General features: G+C 67.3%; 12 protein-coding genes. 3 read left to right on the top strand and 9 right to left on the bottom strand.

Annotation, left to right across the window (positions count from 1 at the left end; translation table 11 throughout):
* Positions 1-21: 21 nt before the first annotated feature.
* The 9 genes from ABZS37_RS12595 to ABZS37_RS12555 form a co-directional block, all read right to left on the bottom strand.
* Positions 22-1098: a DUF6884 domain-containing protein gene (locus ABZS37_RS12595; RefSeq protein WP_355168313.1), complete on the bottom strand. Its 1077-nt coding sequence runs from the start codon at positions 1096-1098 to the stop codon at positions 22-24.
* Between the two features lie 495 nt (positions 1099-1593).
* Positions 1594-4989 carry a DUF499 domain-containing protein gene (locus ABZS37_RS12590; protein WP_355168311.1) on the bottom strand — a complete coding sequence of 1132 codons (3396 nt, stop codon included), beginning with the start codon at positions 4987-4989 and terminating at the stop codon, positions 1594-1596.
* Position 4990: 1 nt separating this feature from the next.
* Positions 4991-7684, bottom strand: coding sequence for a DUF1156 domain-containing protein (locus ABZS37_RS12585; RefSeq protein WP_355168309.1), 2694 nt, complete (start codon positions 7682-7684; stop codon positions 4991-4993).
* Positions 7681-11181 (bottom strand): helicase-related protein, encoded by a 3501-nt coding sequence (locus ABZS37_RS12580; RefSeq protein WP_355168307.1) that lies wholly within the window; start codon positions 11179-11181, stop codon positions 7681-7683. Before ABZS37_RS12580 ends, ABZS37_RS12585 begins: the two co-directional genes overlap by 4 nt.
* Positions 11178-12560, bottom strand: coding sequence for an AAA domain-containing protein (locus tag ABZS37_RS12575; protein WP_355168305.1), 1383 nt, complete (start codon positions 12558-12560; stop codon positions 11178-11180). Before ABZS37_RS12575 ends, ABZS37_RS12580 begins: the two co-directional genes overlap by 4 nt.
* Positions 12557-14893: a DUF262 domain-containing protein gene (locus ABZS37_RS12570; protein ID WP_355168303.1), complete on the bottom strand. Its 2337-nt coding sequence runs from the start codon at positions 14891-14893 to the stop codon at positions 12557-12559. Before ABZS37_RS12570 ends, ABZS37_RS12575 begins: the two co-directional genes overlap by 4 nt.
* A gap of 61 nt (positions 14894-14954) precedes the next feature.
* A complete protein-coding gene (locus ABZS37_RS12565) occupies positions 14955-16472 on the bottom strand; it encodes a hypothetical protein (protein WP_355168301.1) in 1518 nt (505 codons plus the stop codon).
* Positions 16469-17599, bottom strand: coding sequence for a hypothetical protein (locus tag ABZS37_RS12560; protein ID WP_355168299.1), 1131 nt, complete (start codon positions 17597-17599; stop codon positions 16469-16471). The genes ABZS37_RS12565 and ABZS37_RS12560 overlap by 4 nt, the downstream gene beginning before the upstream one ends.
* Positions 17596-18405: a hypothetical protein gene (locus ABZS37_RS12555; RefSeq protein WP_355168297.1), complete on the bottom strand. Its 810-nt coding sequence runs from the start codon at positions 18403-18405 to the stop codon at positions 17596-17598. The genes ABZS37_RS12560 and ABZS37_RS12555 overlap by 4 nt, the downstream gene beginning before the upstream one ends.
* A gap of 94 nt (positions 18406-18499) precedes the next feature.
* Between ABZS37_RS12555 and ABZS37_RS12550 the strand changes: the two genes are divergently transcribed.
* From ABZS37_RS12550 to ABZS37_RS12540, 3 genes are read left to right on the top strand one after another with little or no spacing between them, the layout of a single operon-like run.
* Positions 18500-20962 carry an AAA family ATPase gene (locus ABZS37_RS12550; protein WP_355168295.1) on the top strand — a complete coding sequence of 821 codons (2463 nt, stop codon included), beginning with the start codon at positions 18500-18502 and terminating at the stop codon, positions 20960-20962.
* The gene (locus ABZS37_RS12545; RefSeq protein ID WP_355168293.1) at positions 20959-21375 is read left to right on the top strand and encodes a hypothetical protein; all 417 of its coding nucleotides are present in this window, start codon (positions 20959-20961) and stop codon (positions 21373-21375) included. Before ABZS37_RS12550 ends, ABZS37_RS12545 begins: the two co-directional genes overlap by 4 nt.
* On the top strand, positions 21368-25363 hold the full coding sequence (locus ABZS37_RS12540) for an AAA domain-containing protein (RefSeq protein ID WP_355168291.1): 3996 nt from the start codon (positions 21368-21370) through the stop codon (positions 25361-25363). Before ABZS37_RS12545 ends, ABZS37_RS12540 begins: the two co-directional genes overlap by 8 nt.
* Positions 25364-25421: the final 58 nt, after the last annotated feature.

The raw sequence follows: 25421 nt of genomic DNA, 5'->3' as shown, positions 1-25421 counted from the left end.
CGCATACGGGAGTGGCTTCTATCAACGCTTGACTACCGCGAGCAGGAACGCGAACTGGTCCTCGACGACGAGGCGGTTGGCCTCGTCGTGGGGGGTGAACTGGGGCGCCTTTCCGACGCGCTCGTTGACGTGCTCACGCCCGTACCGCAAAAGGGCATCCACGGTGGGGCTCGGGCCCGCGCTCCGCTGGATGGGCACGCGGGCCGGCAGCGGGTCAGACGCTGGCGCCGGAAGGCCGCGGGCACGGACCGCCTTGTGGGCCAATGCGAACGCCGCCCATCCGACGATGTCATCCTCGCTGAGGCACACGGCCAGGCCACTGCGGGCAGGCGGCCCGGTCACTCCATCGGCCAAGGGGACGAGCGAAAACCCGGCGTAGGCCTCGGGCACGGTCTCACCGGGGCGAACGATCCGCCCGTCGGCGTCCTCGAGGAGTCCAAGAAGCGTCCGCGAATGTGGGTAATCGTCCGCGGCGACCGCCTCGGCGACCGGCTTTGAGCCCACGAAGACGACTATCCGGCGTCGTACACGTCCGTAGACTTCGCGGTCGCATGCTGCGAGCCGCACCCGGTGATTCGCCCCGGCGACGGTGACCGTGAGTTCGGCTGCTGATTCGAATGTCTCCGCCAGGTTCGGCGAGCGGTAGGTGAATCCGGGCATCGGGTGTGGTCCGTCGGCGGTGGTCATGTTCGTGAGCCAGCCGATTGGCGGGTCGGTGGCAGGTGTTTCCGGACGCCGGTCATACCAGGGCAGCTGCTCACCCTGCCGCAACCCGACCGTCGGTTGCAACGCGGTCGCGCCAGCGGCGCTGAGCAACGGCAGCAAAGAACGGGCATACGCCTCCCCCGCGTGAACCTCGACGACGCGACCATGAAGGTTGCCCTCGACCCGCCGCAATTTGGCCACAACCCACTGCGCCCACGCCCGCCGGTAGTCCTCGCTCTGGTCGGCAAGAGCCACGTCGCACGGCTCCAGCAGGCTGTCGGGATGCACCAGCCCGTGTTCGGCGTCCAACACGTACCAGGTGCGTCCGCGGGTCTCGGCATACCGGCTGCGCCGTTCGAACAGCGGAGATCGGTAGAGACTCCGAGGGAGCATGGCCTGCTCGCCTTCGTCCTACTGCAGCCCACCAAGACGATGTCAACCTCGCCGCTGTCCGGCGCTTCGGGTGCTGGCTGCCGTTCAGTCGGTCCCGAAGCCGTCCGACCAGTCGCCGATAGCTGGGTCACGAGCCGATACTGGCCGTGGGCGACACGCTCCAGCGGTGTGCCACATGGACTTGGCGGACCGCCCGTCGCGTTGACCGTCATGCGCTGGATGACCGGGCCAAGTGACTGGGGAAGCCGACTCGGGTCCCGGCGCACCACCTCGTCGAGGAGTTGAGCCCTGGTGAACTCCGTATGGCCGCGCCTAATCAGGTCGGTGCCGCATCCAGCACCAGCTCCCACGCAGCTTGGACCACCACTCGCCTCCAGTTGCCCAAAGAACTATTAATGCCCGTCGACGCACTCACCTGAGGCGAGCTCAGCCCTTCCATCCGTCAGCGGTGGCTTGCCGACAGTCAGCAAGCCACCGCTAGATTTCTGAGGTAGGTCAGTCCATCGACCAGTCCTCGTCGCCGAAGCCGAGGGCCTTGAGGTTTTCTCCGATGGCGGTGCGCTTGTCATCGCCGAGCTTGTTCATCTGGTCGGACTCGACATCGATGGTCACCTTGACGTTGACTCCGGCGCTGACGAAGTGGGAGATGATTTCCTCATAGATCTGGGACACGTCGCGCACCACCCGGGCGGCGGTCAGTTCCTTTGTAGCGTGGAACCGTGTGACCGGCGTCCCTGCCTCCGACCCGCCACCGGTGGTGGTTCCGCCGTTGGTCGAGCCGCTCGACGTTGTCGACCCGCTAGCGCCTGAGGTTGTCGTCGTGGTGGCGCCGCTCGCGGTGGCAGAGCCACCGCTTGCTGCCTTGGCTGCCTGGGCGGCGGCCACGTCCTTCTCCATCTGTGCCCGTGCCACCGCCGGCGCAACGATGAGACCACCGGGCCGGACGTCGGACGGGCCCGTCATCGTGAGGCCAACATAGCGGTCGTTCTCGTAGGCATCCGCGTAGGCGAAGCCGTCAAGATCGACATGAAGGACCTCATCGAGCCGCCACACGCAGTCGATGACCACCTTCGGGTTAGTGACCTTCTGCATGTAGACGTACTGGCTGAAGTACCCCGCTAGCGTCTCCACCGGGACGTGAGGCTTGTCCTTCCACAGGTTCAGCCGGTTGATGTCCATGCGCAGCAACGCCGGCGAGTAGTTCCGAACCACAAACTCGCCCGCTTCGGCCTTCTTCGTGACCCGAGCCGCGAGGGTGCCCTCCCCATTCATGAGGATGGCTTCAAGACCAATGCTCGCCTCGCCGGGTTCCTGGTGCGGGACGAGAATCCAGCGGTACGCCTCTCGGATGGAATCGGCGACGGTCTGCTGGGCCTGCTTCACCCGTGAGGTAGCCAACTTGATGTTGTGCTGGTCGAGGTTGAGCGAGTCCTTGTTGTCGAGGATGTACTCCCACGCCATCCGGTTGCGGACTGCGTTGAGCATGACGTCGACCCGGTCAACCTCGGAGGCCAGGAACACCAGGCTGTTCTTGTGGATACGGGCGTTAGTGCCCCGCTTGTTCAAGAACTCCAGCGCAGCCGCCTCGGCGGTCGACTTGGCCTTCTTCGAGAACGCCCGGTCGGGGCCGAAGATCACGAGCCCGATGGACGGGTCATCGTCTACGTCGATGCTGCCGCCAGGGAAACGGTGGGCTCGTTCGAACAGCCCCTTGTCGGTCTCCTGCCGCACCACCGAGGCGAGCTCATCGAAGACCTGATCGTCGTGGTACGCGTCCGCACGTTCCTGAACAATTTGGGAAACAGTTTGCTGCAGGCTGAGCCAATAGCGGTCCTGGTCCCGGTTCATGTACCTGCCTTGGTCACCCAACCGCCGCAGCCCGTCCGTTACGTGAGACGGGTTGTCACCAGGGTAGGTGGCGCCGAGCACGACGCGCTTTTGCTCGATCCCTCGGATGGTTGCCGCCGACCCGTCTCGTTCGCGTCGATTGGCCATCGGTGCCGTGCCGAGGAAGACGCAGCGGGCGGCGCGCTTAGCCGCCATCGTTCGTCCGAGGATCTTGATCTCGTTGTCAATGGTGCTCGACGCCGAGGAATTCCCGGCAATGTCAGCGTCGACGATGGGCTTCCAGGTGTCGTCCAGATGATTGGTAATCTCCTCGAACACCTTCTGGTTGTCTAGCGGGATCGATGCCGGAAGGATCATCGGCGACCTGTCACCGCTGGTCCAAAGCGCGTGGACCACCGTGGCCATGAGCCGAAGGACGCCACGTGTGCGCTGGAACCGTTCCAGCGTGGACCAGTCCTGGTAGAGCCGTTCGAACAGCTCCGGGTGGATCGGGTAGGCGGTCTTCATCGCCGCTCGGTAGCCCGGCTGCATGACATCGCTCGGCAGATCCATGCCGAACTTCTGATAGTGCTCCACGAACTTGTTGACTACTAGATCGCGTGAGGCGGTTTCAGCGTTCCCGAACGGCTTGAAGATCCGGCGCCGCACGATTTCGTACGACTCGTCCACGGTGGCAGGCTGCCACGCGGCCTCCTTGCGGTGGATCACCGACCGGAGGTGGCGCAGCGACTCCAAGCCAGCGGTGCCCCCGACCTCATGCGCGTTTTGGATATGGGGCGAGTCGGCGGACTGCATGTCACGAACGACATCCGAGGCCGGCAGGGAGACAACGAGGAGACAGTTCTGCACCTCGGCAGCCGCTTCAGTCAGGGACTGAACGAACGTCATATGCGTGTCGAAGGTCCCTGCCGCAGCGGTCTTTTCTCGCGACCACAACTTCCGCAGGTAGGCGACCCATTCGTCGATGAGGATGACGCAGGGGCCGTACTTGCGGAACAGCGCGGCCAAGTCGGTCGTCGGCGGGGAGTCGGACTCGGCATCGTAGCGGGCAAGCATCGCGAACCCTTCGGGTCCGCCCAACTGCCACGCGAGTTCGCCCCACATCGTGTTCACGACCGTGCCGTCCGGCTTCGTGGAGCCGAGCACAGACAGGTCGTTGCCGACGAGGACCGCGCGGTTGACCTCGGCGGGCAGTTCCGCGATGCCGAGGTTGTCGAGGACCTCACGCATACCGGGCAACTTGTCCGCTGACATGCCGGAGGCCGCGTGGTAGACCGCGAGGAGCGAGTGCGTCTTGCCCCCACCGAACGTCGTCATCAGGTCGATGACCGGCTCGCCGCCGACACCGTTGAGCCGCTGCACGGCCTGCTCCAGCAGGTACCTCAGACCACGGGTCAGGTAGGTGCGGCCGAAAAATTCAGTCGGGTCGCCGTACTCCGGCCCAGCTACGCCTTGGTGGACTTGCCGAAGGTCGGCCGCGAACTGGGCCAACTGGAACGACCCACGCGCCACGTCATCGTGGGGCTCCACCACATCACGCCACGCGGGAAGGCCGGTAGAGTCAACCTGAACGGAGAGGGACCTCTCTTTCGCGCGCTGGAGCCGCTTCTGGTCTTCTTCGAACATGACCCGACGGAAGTCCCGGCGCATCTCGTCAGCGGCGTCTGCCTGCTCGACGGCGCCGATGGAGCGGAGCAGGTGCTCACCGTCCATCAGGACGCGTTCGGTCCGCTCGGAGGAGATCTTCGCGCCGTGCGCCCACTCCTTCCTGGCATCCCACAGAGCCGACACAGCACGCTTGTCCTCGAAACTGACGTGCTCCTTGAACAGGCCATGCCACTGCTTGTCGAATACCCAGAACAGGTACGCAGGGTCGGTCGCGTTCGGCGTCGTGTCACGGCTCGTCGTACCAGCAGCCCGGACGACCTGGTCCGCCCAATCCGGGCCGTACTTGGCCTCCAAAAGCCCGATCATCCACGGACCGAGCCCCTCGGCCACGAGATCAAGGACGCGCCCAACGCGTTCCTTGTTGGTCAACGCCATCTCAGAACAACCCCTCAGCCGCAGTCGACCCGTCCGAACTCAACTTCACCAACTCAGTCCACGAGTTGATCAGCGCGTTGTACCGCTCCTGGTCCCCCGTGCGGCCCTTCTTTGCCGCGATGTCATGCAGCCGGTACACCAGCGCCATCGCCGGGTCCTGCAAGTTACCGAGCACGGCCATAAGCCGCGCGGCCTCCAATTCGCCGCCCCGGTCAATCAGCCGGTGCGCAAGGTGGTGCACCGCCTCCCATGCAGTAGGTCGAATATCGGCAGACGGGACCCACTTGTGATCAAGCTCCCGCAAGCCGAGCAACTGCACTTTGTTGCCGTGGCTGGTGACCACCTGAGCCCGGGCAACGTCGTCAACGGTGATGCCCAGCGGTCGGACCCCCTTGTCGGCTTCTCCGAAGGTGCCGGAGTTCCAAGCATGGGTCTCCCACCACCGCACCGCGAAGCGGGATTCTGGGTCCAACTCGCCTTCCTGCTCGTCCAACACCTCGGCGAGTGCAGCGTTGATAAGTCGCAGGGCCTGGTCCACCAGAACTCGCTGCCCTGACTGGTCCAAGACCGCGCGATAACGCGAGTAAATCTGCATGCCTGGGCCCATGGCCGCCTGAGCGAGGTCCACAGGCAGGATCGATGCCGCCTGCAGGTCCCGGACGGCCGGACCAAGTTCTCGACGCAACGCACGGTTGAAGTCAGCGAGACTTGAGGTTAGGGCGTGAGGCGGGCGCGGGCGGCACACCATCACGATGTATGACGCCACGGCGTTCGTCCCGATCCCAATCATTCTCGTGGAGCCAGTGCCGTGGATCGGCCACGCGCCAACGATCTCCAGTTCCGCAGCCACCATGGCGGTGAGGATAGAGGCCCACCGGGTCTCCTCCTCCTTTCCACCCTTCTGTTCCTTGGACGCGTACACGACCAACATCGGCAGGTCTCTACCCAACGATTCGGTCAGGTTGCCGAACGTTTTAGTAAAGCCTTCGATGAAGTAGTCACGAGCCTTGTTCTTGTTATTTCCGTGATGACTGGGAACCGCTGTAAGTTCCCCAGACTTCGGCGCGGCGATTGTCACGTATAAGTCAGGGTGAACGTTCTTGAGCGCCCGACGGTGCCACATGTAGAAGTAGTCTGATAGATCTGCATAACCGATCGCGTCGAAATACGGCGGATCTGTCGCAACGAGGCATGGAGAAGATGCCTTCGCAGCTCTAGCGTCGACCCGCTTAACCTCGCCTTCCCCTTTGGGAGCGTATTCGAAAGACCTGCACATCGAGGCACATATATCAATCCAGTCCCCGACGCTGCCGCTCGCATAGTAGGTCTCTGCGAAGTCCCACATCAGTTGCATGTCGGCGCGAGCAAAGGCTGCTTCGGCTTTGGCATGGGCGGATGACCTCAGCCTCCATTGACACTGAGTCGAGCCGAAGCGGGCCATCTGTCCTACTGCTAGACCAAGCACGGAACAAATTGCCTTGGCGCGCTCCTCGTTAACACCCTCGCCGACGAGTTGGCCGTGCATCTCGCCGACGAGGTCGGCGAATGTGGCAAGAGTCAACAGCTGGCGGGGAGCGAACATGTCAGCAAAGTCACCGAAGCCAAATCTCGGACCGCTAAACCATCTTGGGTTCGTGGGCTGAGACACACGCACGAGATCATCGACGGTGGGGACAGAGAAGGCAGCGGAGTGCTCCTCATCCGTCGCAGCCCGGTATATACGGCGTTTGCCCACGTTGGCAACCACTGCCATCAGCAGGTAGCCGATACCGCCCTCGGCCCCCTGCTGGATCAGACTATTCTCATCGATCAGACTTGTGCATGCGAGGCAGTTGAAGTTTGCACCCCGGCCCGTCTTCGGGCTCTCCTGTGGCTGCCCGCTGCGTTGCCCCGAGACCACATCGAGGATCACCTGGTCGTTCTCGATCCTCGGCTGAACCCATGCCAGTTCGCCGGGTTTTTTGGAAAGCCACCAAGTGGTAGCCAGCACTGTCTCGATCCCGCATGCCGGGTTGACACAGTAGGCGGTTCGTCCCCACACCCAAGCGACTGGAACCTCGTCAGACCTGCGGGGGAAGTGCTTACGAAGCCGGTCGTGCGCCTTGTCGAGAACCACGTTGGCGTAATAGGCAACATCCTCTTCCAACCCGCGATACCCCTGGTAGGACGACTGCCTTGCGCGTCCGATGAGGGCCCGATCGTCATCGGCTGTTATGTGTACTGGCGGCTGGCCAAAAACACGAGGCAGGGTATCCGTGAGTGTCCGGGAGATAAGGGCAGGAATAGGGTTTAGGTCAGACCCGTATGAAGGAAGACCGAGGCGCTGAGCCTCGACCAATGTTGACCCACCGCCACAAAACGGATCCATGACCGCCGGCACTCCGTGCGGGAACTGCTTAACGAGGAGTCCCTTGGCTTCTTCAAGCGTGTCTTTGTCTGGCAGATCTGCACCGTTGGCCACGAGGCGTTTGATGACATCGAGCAGGTAGACGCGCTGGTTGTCGTCTTCCGGGTCGTCGATGAGTGCGGCGAAGAGGAGAGCGCGCCATGCTGGAAGGGGCATGGGGGCGAACCACTTGTGCAAGTTACGGATGGTGCCGGTCTTGCGGTCCTTGTCGGCTTTGCAGGCGGCGTTGATCTCGACGAGGGGCAGAGCGACCTCGATTAACTTCCTCTTGCGGTTACTCTCGGTCACTGCTGGATCATCTCCTCGGCATCGTTCCAGAACGGGTCCCAGTCGAACTCGACGCGGGCTGCTCGGGGATCTATCGGGGTGGTTATCGGCTGGCGTAGGTAGCGGACGATGGTGCTATCGTCGGCGGTTACTCGGACGAGCGCCAGGACGCTGTGTTCGCCCTTGTTGAGGGCAGTGACGGCTTCCTGTCGGGTAAGAATGAATGTCTCCCCACGATCGAACCGGCCCTTGACTTCGATGAAGTCGCGCCCGTTGGGCGTCTCGGATTCAAGGTCGTAACCAGGGTTGTTGTGCGGCATCTCGATGGGTTGATGCTTGAGAGCACGTTCAACGCGCAACACCGCCTCTACAGCGAGCCGTTCGATGCGCGTGGTCTCCCTGGCACGGTTCGCTGCGCCTTCGGGGTCTGTCTGTGCGTCGAGCCAGCCTTGGGTGATGACGAGGCATGCGCCGGTGACCCGCGGCGGCCGGGCGGAAATGTCGCGTTCCTTGTCCAGTTCCTTGAGGCGACGGTCTAGCCGACGTGACAGCGCTTCTGCCCGCTGGCGCAGTTGCGATGCAGGTAGGCGGGTCTTCTTCCCGGCACGTTCCTGCTCGCCGAGTTCGAACGCCCGCTGGTCCCAGTAGTTGATCTCCTTGATGAGCCGTTCGCGGACGAGCCGTTCGGTCTTGGCGACGCGCTCTTGTGTGCGAGCCGTGACGGCTTCGGCGTGCTCGCGGGCCACCGTGATCGAGGCGTGCCGGACGACACGGGCGTCCAGGTCGGCGGCCTGGCACCACGGCTCCTTGAGCACCTCGTGGGCTGCGGCGCGTTCGTCGTCGGTGACAGCGTCCATGTTCGGGATGGGGCTCTGCGTGAGCGCGGTGATACTGCCGTCAGCGTTGACGCGGACGTAATGGGCTCGGCGGGAGATGACCTGCGGTTGCCCGTCCCGTCCGGTCCGCCCGTCGGTTACGTCGTGTTCGAGGAGGCAGATGACGTACGGGCTTACGGACAGGTCGGGGCGGTCGATGAGGATGGCGCCTCGGCGGAGCGCGTCGTGGTGCCGGTCGGTGATAACGCCGATAGTGGCAGCCATGAGCGGGTGGCCGGGGTGCATGAGCGTGGCTATGTGGTTATTGCCGGGCACCCGCACGTACTTTGGATCGAAGGTGATGCGGTGGTAGGCGTTGACGATGGGTGCGCCGTAGCCCGTGACGCGGTCGTGCTCCTTAATGTCGGCAGGAACATTCTTGATCTCGAACCGATGGCTCTCGCGCATGCGAAGGTTCCCGCCGAGGCCCTTAAACGCCTTGTGGAAGAACGCCTCAACGTGGTGCGGCTGGAGCCGGGCGGCTTCGGCACGCTCCATCTGCTTGCGGACCTCGTCGATCTCCGACTCGTCGAGCCTGGAGGGCACCAACTGGTTCGCGTTGAGTAGGTCGGCGATGCCGTCGCCGACCTTCGCGTCCACGACCTCGGTGAGGTACTTCTGGCGCTCGGGCTTGTCGCCTTCGCGGATGGCTTGGATCATCAGGTCGCGGAGGCTGTTGCCTTCGAACAACTTGCCAAGGACGTCGTAGACGCGTCCGCCGAGCGCGGACCGCTGCTCGTCCAGTTTCTCCAGCAGCCGGGTGTATACGTCGCCTTCGCGGGTGTCCTTCGCGACGAGCGACCACATGTGGCACACGTTCGGCTGCCCGATGCGGTGGACACGTCCGAACCGCTGCTCGATTCGGTTCGGGTTCCACGGCAGGTCGTAGTTGATGAGCAGGTGCGCGTTCTTGTGCAGGTTGACGCCCTCACCGGCGGCGTCGGTGGCGACGAGGAAGACGCATTTCTCGTCCTGCTCGAACGTCTCCTTGGCCTTCTTCCGGTCTTCGCGCTTGGTGCCTCCGTGGATGGTGATGACGGCGTCGTCGCGTCCGAGGTGGTTGGTGAGCCGGGCGACGAGGTCGTTGAGGGTGTCCTTGTGCTCGGTAAAGATGATGACCTTGCGGCGCGCGCCGGTGGAGTCGCGCATCTCTTCGGCGTCGTCGAGGGTGTCGCGCAGGGAGTCCCACTTGGCGTAAGACAGGCTGGTTTTCACCGCGAGCGACTTCACCAGGAGCCGGTCGAGTATCGCGATCTCGGCTTCGAGCTCCTCGGGCGTCCGCGACGCGGTGGCCCCCGAGACGGCCTGGTCTTCAAGGGCCTCACGTTCAGCATCGGTGAGGTCTTCGAGGTCGGTCTCGTCCTCGGGCACGTCAATGTCGTCGCTGATGGCGAACGCCATGATACGGGCCTCGTGCAGTTCGCTCTCGAGGCGCTTCTTGCGGCGCTCCAGCGACCGGTGGATCGCGGCGGGCGAGGATGCGAGCCGCCGTTGCAGCGTGGCGAGCGCGAACCCGACGGCGACCTTGCGCCGCTTGTCGCCCTCCATGCTGTCGGCTCGGTTCATTTGGTCGCGGACGTAGTCGGTGACGGCGGCGTACAGGTCCTTCTCGGCCTGGCTCAGTTCGTACTGAACGGTGTAGGCGAACCGTTCGGGGAACAAGCGGGTGCCGTCGAAGGTGAGGAGTTCTTCCTTCACGAGGCGCCGCATCAGGTCGGACACGTCGACCTTGCGGGTGCCTTCACGGGCGACACCTTCGAACCGGTCGGAGTCGAGCAGCGCCATGAACAACTGGAACTGCTCTTCCTTCCCCGAGTGCGGCGTCGCGGTCATCATCAGGAGGTTGCGGGTGTGCTTCCCGATCTCCTCGGCCATCTGGTACCGCTTGGTCTTCTTGACCTCGGACCCGAACACGTTCGCGGACATCTTGTGGGCCTCGTCGAAGATGATGAGGTCCCAGTCGATGTTGCACGCCTTGTCGAGGATGCCTTCGCTGTTACGTGCAAGCATGTCGAGCCGAGCGAGCCACAGCCCACCGCGGGTGAAAGGGTTCGCCTCCCCGAGGATCTTGTCGCGGGTGAGCATCTCGAACTCAAGGGCAAACTTCTCCCGCATTTCCTCGTCCCACTGGTCCACCAAGACGCCGGGCGAGACGACGAGGACGTTCGCGGCGTCCCCACGCAACAGGAGTTCCTTGATGAGGAGACCGGCCATGACGGTCTTTCCCGCGCCGGGGTCATCTGCGAGGACGTAGCGGAGCGGCTGCCGGGGCAGCATCTCACCGTACACGGCACGCAACTGGTGCGGCAGCGGGTCCACATCCGAGGTGCCGAGCGCAGCCAGGGGGTCGAACAGGTGCGCGAGCCGCATCCGGCGCGCTTCGGCGGCGAGGAGAAATGCGTCCGGGTCGGCGTCGAAAGTGAACGCGCTGCCTGGCTTGACGGCCTTGAGGTGCGGCAGCATGTCCGCGAAAATTATCTTCTCGGCAAGTCCGCCTTCTTCAGTGCGGTAGGCAACCGACGCAGAGTCGTCGGTAAGCCGGTCAACGGACAGGATTTTCGCCGGGACGGGCCCGGCAAGACCTTTAACGGTCGCCCCGACGGTGAGTACGGAGAACAGCGATTCCCCCGACGCTTCGCTCATTGCAATGCCTCCTGCTTCCTCAAGCTCCCGGCACGCACGCGATCTTGAAAACAACGTGCCAGAAATGCCTGGTTCGATTCCCAGCCGTCGGGGAACTTGACCGGCACGTTGAGGTGCACCGGCTCAGCACTCGGGTGGGCGTCGAGTAGCTCCGCGATCCCCGAACGAGCCACCACGATGCAGGCCTGCCGGTGCCGGGACGTCAGCACACAGAGTCGCCCCGACTCAAGGTGGAACGCGGTGGCGTCCCGCCGCCCGGACAGCGGGTGCAGCACGATCGTCACGTCGTATTCCCGGCCCTGGAGCCGGTTGGCGGTGTCCACGGTGATGTCCGCTCCGGCCGCGCCAAGCTGCGCGCGGATAGCCGCCACCTGGTCGCGGTGCGCGGCCCCGATGGCGATCCGGTCCGCGGTGACCGGCGCGCCGCCCGGTTCGCGCTCCGAGACCGCGACCGCTCCCCGCTCCAGCACCCGGCGTGCCAGGGCCGCGCATGCCACAGCCGCCTCCGCATCGGTCCGCAACGTGTGCCGGGCCGGCAGCTCATACAGCGCCCATCCGTTCGCCGCAGCCGTCTCCACGGCCGAGTCGACCGGCCCGTGCCCGAACCCGGCAGTGGTGAACGACAGCGACCGCTCACCAGCGGTCGTGCCGGACTGGAACCCAGTGAAGGGGTAAAACGCCTGGGCCACCACCGGCGCTGCCGAGGGCGGCAGTCGCCACGACACCGGCAGCCGGTGCACCGGTAGGTCGGGGTTGTGCCGCAGCAGCGCCGCCACCGCGGATTGCATCGGGTCCCAGGTCAGCCCAATCCACCGCTCGGTATCGACGGTGGAGAACGGGTCGAGCTGACCGGGATCACCTACGAACAAGGCCCGCTCGAACCGTCCGGCCACGCGCAGCAGCGCGTCCGACCGCATCTGGTACGCCTCGTCGACGATCGCCCAGGGCCAGCACCCGTCAGACACCATGGCCCACTTGGCGGCCGTACCGATGATGACGGACGGACCACCGAGGTCGGCGACCTTGGCGGCGACCCGGACCGTCGCGTACTGCTTGATCCGGTCGGTCGCCGTGTAGTCGGTCGCCGAGAGCCGCCCGATGTGCAGCTCCGGCGCCTTCTGCGCCAATCGGTCGATCAGGTCGTCGACCTGCTCGTTGGTCTGCGCGATGACGATCAGCGGCTCGCCAGCGCGGGCCAGCTCGGCGGCGGCGCGGACGACGAGGGTCGACTTGCCGGCCCCGGGAGGCGAGTCGACCACGACGCCGAGGTGCAGGCCGGAGCGCAGGTCGGCCAGCACCTCGGTGATGACGCGCTCGGCCTGAACCGCCGGCGGGTCCGCCTGCGCATCGGGCAGGAGCAGGGTGGTCCTGGCGCTCACCGCCGTGCCCCAGTGTCGTAGTCGAACTGCCGCAGTCGGTGCCGGGCGATGTCGAGCTCGTGGGGCGTGAAGAGCGACTCGTACTCGGGCTTGACCACCAGGGCCTCCACCGTCAGGTCGAGCCTCCCGCGCTCCCACAGCGCCGCGAACCCGTCGGACACGACCGGGCTGGCGAGCAGCTTCTTGGCGGTGGAGAGCCCACCGTGCTCGGCGATCATGCCGAGGAAGTAGGTGGCGTTGTAGCCGGCCTCGCGCCGCGCCGTCTCGTACACCCCGCGCATGGCGCGCTCGAAGTCCGCGACCGTCCCCTGGTCGCCGCCGGACTGGGCCGGTACGCCCGGCGCGTTCTCGGACCCGGTGGTCGTCTCGTCGGCGTCCGGCTCCTCTACGAGCGACTCAGCGTCGGCGAGACCCGCCGCCTGCTCGTTGCGCCGGGCGACGTAACCGCGCAGGGCGTCGACCGAGGTGAAGACCTCGTAGCCGAGTTCCTCCATCCGGGCCAGCTCCGGGTTGGCGTCCAGCTCCAGCACGACCGGGTTACCCAGCCCCGGCTGCAACCCGTCCGGCCAGTACGCCTCCGCCACACCCAGCAGACGACCGGTGGCGGGATCGGCGATCTCACTGTCGAGGGCCGGCTCGGCACAGCCCGCGGTGACCAGCTCCTCGACGAGGGCCTTCACCTGCCCAGCGCGGACGTCGTTGACCTCCTCCTCGGCGACCACGACCACCGGCCGCAGTGGCTCGACGGCCTGCCTCGTGCCGTCCCGCAGACCGGCGAGGAACCCGTTGGCGGCGTTGGCCAGCAGCTCCCGCCGGGCGGCGAGGAAGTCCAGGTAGCGGTCGGGCCGCCACAGCTGCGGGTCGGTCGGGATCCACTGGGATTCAAGCGCGCCCGGGTGCTTCTGCTCGGTCTCGGCGAAGTAGTCCTCGGGCGGCCGCTTGCCGATCGCGAGGTTGGTTTGCTGGGTGAGGAAGGAGAAGTTGGCGACGGCGTTGACCTCGGAGCGGCCGTAGCCGTGCTTGTAGAGCAGCGCCTTGGGGAAGATGTGGTGGACCTGCAGCGAGGTGAGGTGTCCCAGCATCTCGCTCTTGAGTTCCAGGCCGGAGCCGAAGTCGCGGGCGCCAAGCACCCGGGTGAGCAGGTAGAGCAGGGGGTAAAAGCGGGAGCCGCGGCCGAAGCCCTCGAAGTCCTGGCCATCGATCACCAGGTTGCCGCCGCGCCAGCGGCTGAGGCTGGTAATCAGGCCATTGATGCCGCTGCGGGCGACCGTCTCGTAGTCCTGAGTCAGGATCGTCTCGGTCGAGCCGGCGAAGCGCCCCCACAGCGCGGCGTGGATGTACCAGAAGAGCATCCGGTCGCGCTGAGTGGCGTCGGCGAACGTGCCGCCGTTGAGGTGCAGGAAGCGGGAGACCACCGGGAATGCGTAGCGACCCATCAGCACCCGGTCGTGGTCCAGGCCGAGCCGCCCGGAGATCACGTCGAGGAACCCGCTGAGGTAGCGCTCGCTGGAGTTGAGCGCCTGCGCGAAGTCGGCCGAGCCGACCCCTTCCAGGGACTCGAACTGGGCCCGGCCCGTCGCTACCGCGTTGACGTTCCGCAGCAGCCAGTCGAGGTTGAACTGGAACCCGGCGGTCGACCAGGTGCCCAGGTGCTTACGCATCGTCGAGCGGGCCTCGGGCCAGTCGGCGCAGATCTTCGCCAGCGCCAGGTCACCCTTCGAGAGCTTGGTGCCGCCCGAGTTGACCCGGTTGAAGATGTCGACGACGACCTCGACACCCTTGTCCGCCCCGGTGATCTTCTCCTGATGGAACTCGCGCTCGAGGAGATTACGCAGACGGCTGAGCCGGGTCATGTACGCCACGATTCGCGGCGCAATCGACGGGTGCGCGTTCAGCTTCCCGATTTGCGCTTCCAGTCCCTCGACGAATAGCGCGGTGACATCGACCCACGTGGGGTCGTCCTTCATCTTCGCCGGCGCGTAGAACTCGAACGTCTCCTCCTCGACGTTGAACCGCAGGCCGGTGAAGGCGGCCGGGTCACCCTCGAAGAACGCTGGCGGCCTGCCGCGGACCACCCCGTAGAGCGAGGTAATCCGCTGCTGCCCGTCGAGGAGCAGCAACTTCACCCCGCCGCCGACGTGGTCGCTGCCCCGGACCGAGCCGTGGTCGGCTTCCGTCTCCCACACCAGCAGCCCGCCGACGGGGAAGCCGAGGTAGAGCGAGCGCATCAGGCCGCGTACCTGGTCCCGGTTCCATACGTAGCCGCGCTGGAACTCGGGCAACAGCACGGTGCCCGAGTCAATCTGGTCGAGGATGGTGCCCAACTTGCTCAACCCAGCTCCCCCACGGATCTGAATGGTTGGTCTCTAGATAGCGCCGCTGCAGACGGATACGTCACGACCACTCTTCTCGCGCGTCCTCGGCGGTCGGGGCGCCGTCGTCGAAGGGTGCGGGCGGTCCGCCGTGGGTCCACGGCGTCTCCTCCCGCGTCGGGAAGGCACCGGCCGGGAAGAACGCGTCGGTGAGTGTGGTGTAGCAGAGCCGCTCCCCCACGCCCGGCACGCTGCCCGGCGGCGGCGTCAGCGACGAGCCCATCCCGCCAGCCAGCTCCAGCACCACCTCGGCGCTGCCGCCGTCGTTGCGGGCCGCCGAGACGACTGTCGCCTTCTGGTTGCTGAGCCGGTCGGGCGAGAACAGCTTCGTACCCGGGGTGACCAGCACGGGGTCGGCGGTGGTGACCGTGATCCAGGGGCGCAGGATCCGCTTCTTGCCGCTGCTGTCCACCCTGGTCGGGTCCGCTGCGGTCACCTCGCCGACGAACGCCTCGCCGGTGAGCCGGTAGTCGGCCATCACCATCGGGTCGTCGTAGGCGCGCTGCACGTCGTACGAGGCCTGGGCCCGTTCGAGTCGGTGCAGCCGCTTGGCCGCCGCCACCGCTCCGTCCCGGCGGGCCTGGGGGAAACCGCCCCCGTCGACGTACTCAGTGAAGTTCGTGAAGGCGTCGCGGTCCTCGGCCCAGCGCCCGTCGACCCGCGAGCCGGCCGGCAGGTCGCGCAGCAGCGACACCCCCTGCCACATCAGCCGCCAGGTCGGCTCGAGCTGCGACCGCAGGAGTTCCTCCAGCTCGGCGCGTCTCCGGTCGACCAGCGAGTCAGCGCTGACCGCCCGCTGGTACGCGGTCATTGCCGGCGCCAGGATCTCGTTGTCGAAGCTGGGATCGGTAACCGGGCCGGCCGGCGGCCAGGTCACCGGGTCCTCGGCGGCGGCCGCCGCCTGTGCGCCGGTCAGGCCGTCCGGCGGTGCGATCCACGCCAGGAGCGCGGCGAGCTGAGCGTCTTCTAGCGGGCTCTGACCGGTCGCCCAGTGCAGGGTCAGCGCCTGCGTCATCGCAACGAGCGAGCAGGAGCCGGGATGTTCGGCCCGCTCGGCGAAGTAGGTCAGCCAGCGGCCGAGCAGCGGCACGGACGGGTGCACCGCGTAGTCGCCGTCGGTCCGTCGGAACCGGGTGGAGCGGCCGAAGAGGCGGGTGAAGCCGGCGCCGCCCGGGTTGGGCACGAGCAGTTGGGGCGCGTCGGCGTACCGGATCCGGATGTCCTTGCCCCGATTCACCGACACCGCTTCCAGCTCACCGCGGAAGCTGTCGACGTACGGCAGGACGACGGCGGCCAGCTCGGCGGCGAAGGCGAAGCGCTGATCCCGGTTCCGCGGCTGCGGCACGATCAGCAGCGTCGGGGCGGCGTCCGGGTCGTCGCCGACCATCGCGGCGAGCGGCGCGTTCGCCTCACCGGCCATGGTCAGCGGGATGAAGACCAGGGGCCGCTCGGCGACGTGCACGTGGCGGACCAGGGTGGTCCGCTGTGCGCGGCCTTCGACAACGGCTTCGGCGCGCGCCAGGGTGGTGAGGGTGGTCATCCGGCCACCCCGCTGATCAGCTCGGCCCGCAGTCGGGCGGCGGCCCGCAGCAGCTCCGCGGCCTCCTGCTGGTCCTCGGCGGGCGCCTGCTGGTCGCGGGCGATAGCGAGGGCGATCTCCACCCGGTCGATGCCGCCCATCTCCTCCAGAGCCGCCTTGCCGAGGGCGGCGGTGCAGCCCCGGGCCTCGTGCCGGCATAGGTACGCCAGCTCGCAGCTGGCCAGGCACTCCGGCGAGTATCGCGCCTCGACCTTTTCGAGGGCGGCGATGAGCGAGGCGGGGGAACGGGTGGGCACACCCTTGTCGTCGGGCGCCAGGTCGAAGGTCAGGTCGGCGGGCAGCTCGGCGAGTAGGGCGTCGACGCGGGTCATCCGGGTCAGCTGCCGGCGTACCACGGCGATTTGCTTGCGCACGTCGACCCGGACGGCCATCGGCTGGTTGGAGAAGTCCCGGGGGCAGACCAGTACCACGTCGTGGGAGACGACCTCGGGGTCGTAGCCGGCCTCACCGAGCATCTCCCGCATGGCGAGCACGTAGACGGCGGCCTGGGTGGCCGCGGCGGCTACCTTGCCGGAGTCGGCCTGCCCGTCAATGACGGCGAACGACTTGATCTCGACGACGTGGAAGAGGCCGTCGTGCTGGAACGCGATCAGATCAGGTTCCAGGTAGGCCCGCTGCCCGGCGACCTCTAGTCGCAGCAGCGGGTGGTCGAAGAGCGTGCCGGCGCCGTCGGCCTGGGCCGCTGCGCGGGTGAGTAGGGCCTTCGCACGGGAGTAGCGCACATCCTGGCTCTCCCGGCCCGCCACCGATTCGAGGTCGTCGTAGGACACCTCGGGGACGCTCAGGTCGAGCAGGTCACGGAGCAGGCCAAGCAGCTCCGCGCAGCCGTTGGCCTTGACCTGCGCCTCGAAAACGTTGCCGCGGGTGATGGCGAACTGCGACTGACCAAACCGCGCGGGGTAGTCGACGTACGCGGCGAGCCGCTGCTTGTCGACGCCAGCGCAGTCCAGCACGGCCCGGCGAGCACAGCCCGGGTTGCCGGTGAGCGCGGCGATGGTGCGTGCATTGTGCCGGGCCGGCTCGACGCCACCCCGGATCCCGGCCAACCGCTGGCTGGTGTTGGTCACGCCAACCCCTTGATAACCCGCAGTCGGCTGCCGAAGAGTTGTTCCGCCTCGTCGAGCTGGGCTCGGGCGCGGTCCGCCGCCGCGACGCGCTGCGCCCGGTCGGCGTCGGCGTGCACCTCCAGCTCGGCGTGAGCGGCCTTGATGACGATCGTCGGGTCCGCGGCCTCGTGCCCGTCGACCGCGCCGGGGATGCTGGTGGCGAACCGGCGTAGCAGGCGGGCCACCGTGAGGGTCCGCTCCGGCATGCGCCCGACCTGCTCGGCGACCTTGATGGCGGCAGTCAGGAAGTCCACCCGAGGGCTGAGCGGGCCGATGATGCGCCGCTCCAGCGGCCAGGTTGACACGCCGAGCAGGCCACGGGCCGGCGCGAGATGCTCGACGGTCAGTGCCGAGCAGAGGTAGTAGGGCCGGGAGTGCCGCGCCGTGCGGAACGAGCGTTCCTCGTCGCGTCGTAGGTGGGTCAGCTTGGCCGCAGCGAGGCTGGGACCGGCGGAGCCGAAGAAGGCGTTGTGCACCTCGGCGATGAGCTTCGGCGCGGTGGGAGCGGACAGGAGCGTGAGAGCGTGGTGGACCTGGTCGCGCACCGACACCAGGGGCGTCTCATCCGCCGCAGGCTGACCGACGTCCGGCGTGCCGTCAGTCAGGTCGGTGAGGGCCCGCTCCCAGTCGCGCTCGGCGGACCGTAGCTCGGCGCGCAGTGCCCGGGCTCGGGCCTGGTCGCGTGCCACGACCGCCCGCCGGACCGCCGCCCGGAGGTCGTCGATCCGACGTTCGAGGTTCTCTATGGACTCGGCCACATCGAGCATGCTACAAGTTCCAGTGTTTCCCAGCAATCCCCCGCAACCAGGATTGTTGATAACGGGAACACTACTTACGGTTACGCCTGGAAGGGAGACCCGCATGGCCTGGGATCAATCCCTACTTGACCAGGTTTTCCACCGGTTGGCTGAGAGCAACGTGGCCGACGATGTGGTCGACCTCGTCCTTGCGGCCTATGTCGGCGACGATGCCCTCGACCGGGTGCTCGCCGGCGAGCCCGTCAACCTGCCCGAGCGCGATCCCGCCCTACGCCCGCGGCCTCGACCGCTCTACCTGGAGTCCATCACCGTCGCGGGCTTCCGGGGCGTCGGTCCACAACAAAGTCTCCGGCTCCAGCCGCACGCGGGGCTCACCCTCGTCGTCGGCCGCAACGGCTCCGGCAAATCCAGCTATGCAGAGGCCGTCGGGCTCGCCCTCACCGGCGACAGCGCCCGCTGGGCCGACCGCAACAGCGTCTTCAAGGACGGCTGGCGCAACCTGCACTGCGGGTCGCCCTGCGAGATCGAGGTCCAGCTCCGGGCCGAAGGAGCCGCGAAACCCATTCGAGTACGCCGCTCCTGGCGCGATGACCACACCGAGGCACACCAGGGGGTCGGCCACGTCCTGGCTGATGACGGGAACCGCTACGCGGACACCGCGGCACTGGGGTGGCAGCAGCCCCTCGATGCCTACCGTCCGTTCCTCACCGCGAGCGACCTCGCCCGGCTCGTCACCTCCACGCCCAGTGGGCTCTTCGACGCCATGGCCCCGATCCTCGGCATGGACCCGATCGTCGACGCCGACAAGCGGCTGATGCGAACGCGCAAGGACCTGAGTGGCCAGGTCTCGGCCGTCAAGACGGCGCGCGAGGCGCTGCGTACCGCGCTCGTTGGCGTCGACGACCAGCGGGCGCAGGCGGCAGTCGCGCTCCTCGCGAAGCGGGCTCCCGACCTCGAGGCACTCGACCAGTTGCTCGCCGACGCCGGTAGCGACACCAACGACCCGGTCGCCATCGCGGCCCGCCGCCTGGTCGCAGTCGCGCTGCCCGACGCGGCATACACCACCGAGGTGGCCGATGAACTCACCGCAGCGGCGGCGCACGTCGCCGACCTTTCCGCCACCCGCGCCGGGACGGCAGAGCAGGCAGCACAGCTGCTCCGGATGGCGGTCACCTTTCACGACGAACACGGCGACCGCCCGTGCCCCGTCTGCGGAACTGGCACCCTGGACGCCGCCTGGCGCACTCGCGCCGGCGACACCATCCATCAGATTCAGCGCGAAACCGTCGATGTCGAGGAGGGGCACCGGCGGCTCCAGGAGGCGCAGGCCCGGGCCGCGCGGCTGCTCGACCTGGACCGGCGAATCAGTAGCGACGACCTCGAGGCGTTGGCCAACGCGCTCGACCAGCCTGATGTGGTGAAGCGGTTCCGCGCGAAAGCGGACGAGCTCCGCTCGGCCGCAGCCCAGCTCTCCTCCGACGAGCACGCCGCGCACCTCCGGGCCGCCTACCCGCCGATGCTCGAGGCGTTCACCGAACTGCAGGATGAGACGAGCGCCTGGCTGCGACAGCGCCACGACGCCTGGCGTGAGCATGCCGTCTCGCTGCAGGACTGGCTGAATCGGGCGCGAGTCGGCGTGCAGAACGACGCGAAGCTCAAGCGGGTCAACGCCGCACGGGACTGGCTGAAAACTGCCATCACGGAGCTGCGAGACCAACGGTTCGAACCCTTCGCCCAGCGCTCGCAGGAGATCTGGGACGAGCTCCGTCAGGAGAGCAACGTCGAACCGAGCGGGATGCGGCTCGACGGCACCAACACACACCGCAAAATCTCCTTCCCCGCCCGGGTCGACGGCACCACCACCTCCGCGATGGCCGTCATGAGCCAGGGCGAGCTCCAAGCCCTCGGCCTGTCCGTGTTCCTGCCTCGCGCCTGCGCCGACGACAGCCCGTTCCGGTTCCTCATCATCGACGACCCGGTGCAGAGCATGGACCCGTCGAAGGTCGACGGCCTGGCCCAGGTGCTCGCCAGCCTGGCGGAGACCCGCCAAGTCGTGGTTTTCACCCACGACAACCGGCTGCCCGAGGCGGTACGCCGGCTGCGCATCGAAGCCACCATCTGGGCAGTGACCCGGCGCGACGAGTCGGTGGTGGAGATTCGGAAGAACAGCGACCCGATCGAGCGGTACCTCAACGACGCCACCTCAATCCTCAAGGCAGAGGAGCTGGCCGACAACGCGCGCTATCCCCTGGTGTCCGGCTTCTGCCGTTCGGCCCTGGAGGCCGCCTGTCACGACCGAATCCGGCGGGAGCGGATCGCGCGCGGTGAGCGGCACGGTGAGGTGGAAGAGCTCATCGAGAAGGCGCTGACGCTCAACCAGGTGACCGCACTGGCGCTCTTCGGCGACATGCATCAGGGCGGCAAGGTGCTCACGAGGATCAACCAGTTCGGCAGGTGGGCCGGTGACGCCTTCCATGCCTGCAAGCAGGGCGTACATGGACCGGGCGCGTTCGATCTCGAGGTGCTGGTCCGGGACGCACGCCGACTCGCGGAGCACCTGCGATGACGGCCGGCCAGCTGGTGACGATGCCGCAGAGTTGCCTGGACGCCGCCGATCAACTGCTGTCCAGCGTCGTACGCGGCACCCGTGGCGCCTGGCCCCGCGCCTGCGCATGGTTGCTCCGGCTCGCGCTCGAGGCCGCCATGGACGACTACTGGCGGCGCTGCCACCCCGAGGTGTTGCCGATGCGCGCCCGCTCGCCGCAGTTCCTGATCCTCGACCGCTACGCTGGCCGGCGCACCGCCGCCCGGGCCGGATACACCTGGTCGGCGCTGTCCCTCGCCGGGCACCACCACTGCTACGAGCTGGGTCTCACCGCAGGGGAACTGCGCCGGCTGCGGGAGATGGTGGCGACAATCATCACCGACCTCGCCGTGGAGCAGGTCGTGCGGCAACGGGGAGTCGATGAGGATGCTTGACGTGGAGCGCCTGCGGCGAGTGGCAGCGGCCGCGGACCGCTGGGCCAAGTCGCTGATCGACACCTCCGGCAACAACCGGCTGCTGTACTACCGCGATCTGAAGGCCGGCACGCTAGCCCTGGCCGCCGCCGACCCGACGGCGGTCATCCGGCTGCTCTCCGGCAAGCCGCAGACCCTCGGCCAGCTCTTCCCGTTTCAGGAATCGCGTGCGGACGCGCAGCGCCGCCTTCGAAACATTCGGGGCAAGATGCGCGAGCTGTCCGAGGAGCGCGGTCTCGACGCCGGCTACGTCGTCACCGGCATGGCGAGCTGGCGTGAGCCGGACCGCACACCCCGCGCACCGGTGATCATGCACCCGCTGCAGATCGACGCGACGACCGCTACCGAGACCGACTTCCGGCTACGGGTCGAAGCCTCGCCCATCGTCAACCCGGTGCTGCTGTTCAAGCTGGCCCGTGACTACGGCGTGACCATCACCGAGGACGAGCTACTGGCCGAGCTGCCCGAAGTCGGTTTCGCGCCAAGCGAGCTGCTCACCCGACTCAACCGTGCGGCATCGCGGGTGCCGGAGTTCGTCGCCGCCTCGACGCAGGTCATCGGCACGTTCCTCTACGAGAAGCTGCCGATGGTGCAGGACATCGAGAAGAACGGCGAGCTGCTGGCCGAGAGCGATGTGATCGCCGCGCTTGCCGGCGACGTCGCGGCCGGCACCTCGCTTGCCTCACCGGTCTCGGTCACTCCCGCGACTCCGGACACCGTCCCGCTCGGTGACGAGTTCCTGGTGCTGGACGCCGACTCGTCGCAGAGCTACGCGATCAACGCGGTCGTCGCCGGCCAGCATCTCGTCATCAAGGGTCCCCCGGGCACCGGCAAGAGTCAGACGATCGCGAACATCATCGCTGCGCTCGCCGCGCGCGGCAGTACCACGCTCTTCGTCGCCGAGAAGCGGGCCGCGATCGACGCGGTGCTCAACCGCCTTACCTCCGTCGACCTGGACGACCTCGTCATCAACCTGCACGGCGGCGGAACCAGCCGCCGCGAGCTGGCCCAGGCGCTGGGCAGCCGCTTGCAGCGCATCGCACAGGAGCGGCAGCCGCAACTGCAGGACCTCGGCCGGCAATTACTCGCCCGGCGGGAGCAGCTCGTCGCCCACGGCCACATGCTGCACCGGCGGCACGCGCCGTGGGACATGTCGGCGTACGAAATCCAGGAGCGACTGATCGCGCTCGGGGCCGGCGCCCGCACGGCATTCCGTTGGCGGGCGCCGATGCTTCAGCGGTTGGACCCGGCCATGGCCGAGCAGCTCTGGCGGGCCGTGGGCGAGCTGGCGCGTCTTGGCGCCTTTGACCGGTCCATGCCATCCAGCCCGTGGCAGGCCGCGACCGGCGCGGCGACAGCGGCGGTCCCAGAGGTCATGGCGGCGGCCGGGCAGGCCGCCTACGAGATTCTCCCCGAAACGCAGCAGTTGCTGCGCACGCTGACCGGTGACTGTGGGCTGCGACCGCCGCAGACTCGGACGGCTTGGCGGGACCTGCTCGCCCTCGTCCACGACGTCACCGGGTCGCTGGACCGCTTCACGCCGGAGGTGTTCGCCGGCGACCTCGACCGCTGGATCGCCGCCACGGCCGACCGGCGCGGCCGGAAGTCGACCATGGTGTCGCTCGGTTGGCTGGAGCGGCGGGCGGCATTGAAGGAGGTCCGCGCCCTCTGGACCAGCCCAGACAAGCCTGCCCGCAAACAACTACACGCCGGTCTGCTCGCCGTGGCCGACCAGCGCGACCGTTGGCAGCAATGCTGCCAGAACGGCAGCCAGCCGCGCGGGGCCGACTGCCTGCCGGCGGCGCTCGCCAACGCGGATCACCTGGACCGGTCCCTGGCAGTGCTGGAAGCGGTTTTGCCCGCCACGTTCACCGATGCTCCAGAGCGGCTTCAGCAACAGCTCTCCGCCCTGGCCGGCGACCAGTTGGGGTTGCAGCGGGTGGCCCGGCACAACGAGTTACGGGCGGCGTTGCTGGGGTGGAATCTGCACGCGCTACTGGCAGAGCTGGCGGAGCGCCGGGTCGGCGCCACCGAGGCCGAGCGTGTGCTGGAGTACGCCTGGCTGCACTCCATCCTTGATCACATCGCCCTCACCGATGCCCGTTATGCGGGTCTAAACGCCGAGCTGCTCACGGCCGCGGTGAGCGACTTCCAGCGGGCCGATCATCAGCACATCGAAGCGACCCCCGGTCGAATCCGCCGCGCTGCGGCGGCTCACCTGGTCGCGACGCTCGACGCCAACCCAGAGCAGCAACAGCTCGTCCGCAAGGAGGCCGCCAAGAAGGCCCGGCACCTGCCCGTGCGGGAGCTGTTCCGGGCAGCGCCGGAGGTGCTGCTGGCCGTCAAGCCCTGCTGGGCGATGAGCCCGCTACTGGTGAGCCAGGTGCTACCGGCGCAGCGCCTCTTCGACGTCGTCATCTTCGACGAGGCAAGCCAGGTCGAGCCCGTCGACGGCATCACCTCGATCATGCGGGGCCGGCAGATTGTGGTTGCTGGCGACGAACACCAGCTGCCGCCGACCCGGTTTTTCGACAGTGGCGACGACGACTCCGTCGCTGACGAAGACGGCGAGACGACGCTGACCGACGACGTGGAGTCACTGCTCCAGGCCTTCGCCACCGCGCTCCCGCTGTCACAGAACAAGCACCTCGCCTGGCACTACCGAAGCCGGGACGAGCGACTGATCGCCTTCTCCAACCTGCACATCTACGCGCCGAACGGCAACGAGCTGGTCACCTTCCCGGGCGCCGCCACGGAGGGCTGCCTGACCCACGTCCTGGTCGACAACAACCCGGTCGGCTACGGGCCGGGCGACCGGGTGAGCGCCGAGGTGGACCGGGTCGTCGGACTGATCCTGGAGCACGCGGAGAAGCGCCCGGACGAGTCGCTGGGCGTCATCACCATGGGCATCAAGCACGCCGAGCGGATCGAAGCGGCCCTGCGTCGTGCGTTGATCGACCGCGGCGGCTTCGACGAGTTCTTTCAGGAGCGGGGCGAGGAGCCCTTCTTCGTTAAGAGCATCGAACGGGTGCAGGGCGACGAGCGAGACGCGATCATTCTGTCGGTCGGCTACGGCAAGGGGCCCGACGGCCGGATGCTGTATCGGTTCGGGCCGATCAACAACAACGGCGGACACCGGCGCCTCAACGTTGCGGTGACTCGGGCGCGGCAGCGTGCCACGGTAGTCAGCTCGTTCAGCGCCCGCGACCTGGACCCGAACAAGCTCAACGCCCATGGCGCCAAGCTGCTGCGCAGCTACCTGGAGTACGCCGAAAGCCAGGGCGAGCGGCTGTCCGCCGTCGGCACCGCGCCCACACTCAATCCATTCGAGGCGGACGTGCGGGACCGGCTGACGGCGGCCGGAATTCCACTCGTCGCTCAGTACGGCGCCAGTGGCTACCGGATTGACTTCGCCGCCCAGCATCCCGACCGGCCGGGCGAAATGGTGCTGGCGATCGAGGCGGACGGGGCCACCTACCACTCGTCGCCGACCGCCCGCGACCGCGACCGGCTGCGACAGGAGCACCTGGAGCGGCTCGGTTGGCGCTTCCATCGCATCTGGTCCACCGCCTGGTTCCGGAATCGGGACCAGGAAGTCGCGCGGGTGAAGGCGGCCTACGACGCAGCCGTCGCCGAGGCGAGCCGACCGGCGGCGGTGAAGCGGCCGGTCGTGCGGCCACGGTCGGAGAGTGCCCCGCCGTCTCCCACCGCACCAATCCGAAGCATGCCGAAGCCCCAGCTCTACCCGGGCGCCCCCATCACCGAGTACAGCCGAAGGCAGCTCGCCGGCTTGGTGGCGTGGATCAATAGCGACGGGCGTCTGCGTACGGAGGAGCAGATCATCACGGAGGCGATGCAGGAGTTGGGCTTCCGCCGCCGGGGTCAGCGCATCAACGCCGCCATTCGGCTCGCGATCCAGGACGCGCGCAACAGTGGGACGCCTCGCTAGGACTCAGGAGAGACGCGCGGAGATGGTGGGCGGGTCCGTCTGCCAAAACAGTCATCGG

The sequence above is a fragment of the Micromonospora sp. NPDC005413 genome (genome assembly GCF_040606435.1).
GTDB lineage: Bacteria > Actinomycetota > Actinomycetes > Mycobacteriales > Micromonosporaceae > Micromonospora.
Note: the sequence above shows the minus strand (reverse complement) of the source record. Positions and strands in the feature narration are given on the sequence as shown.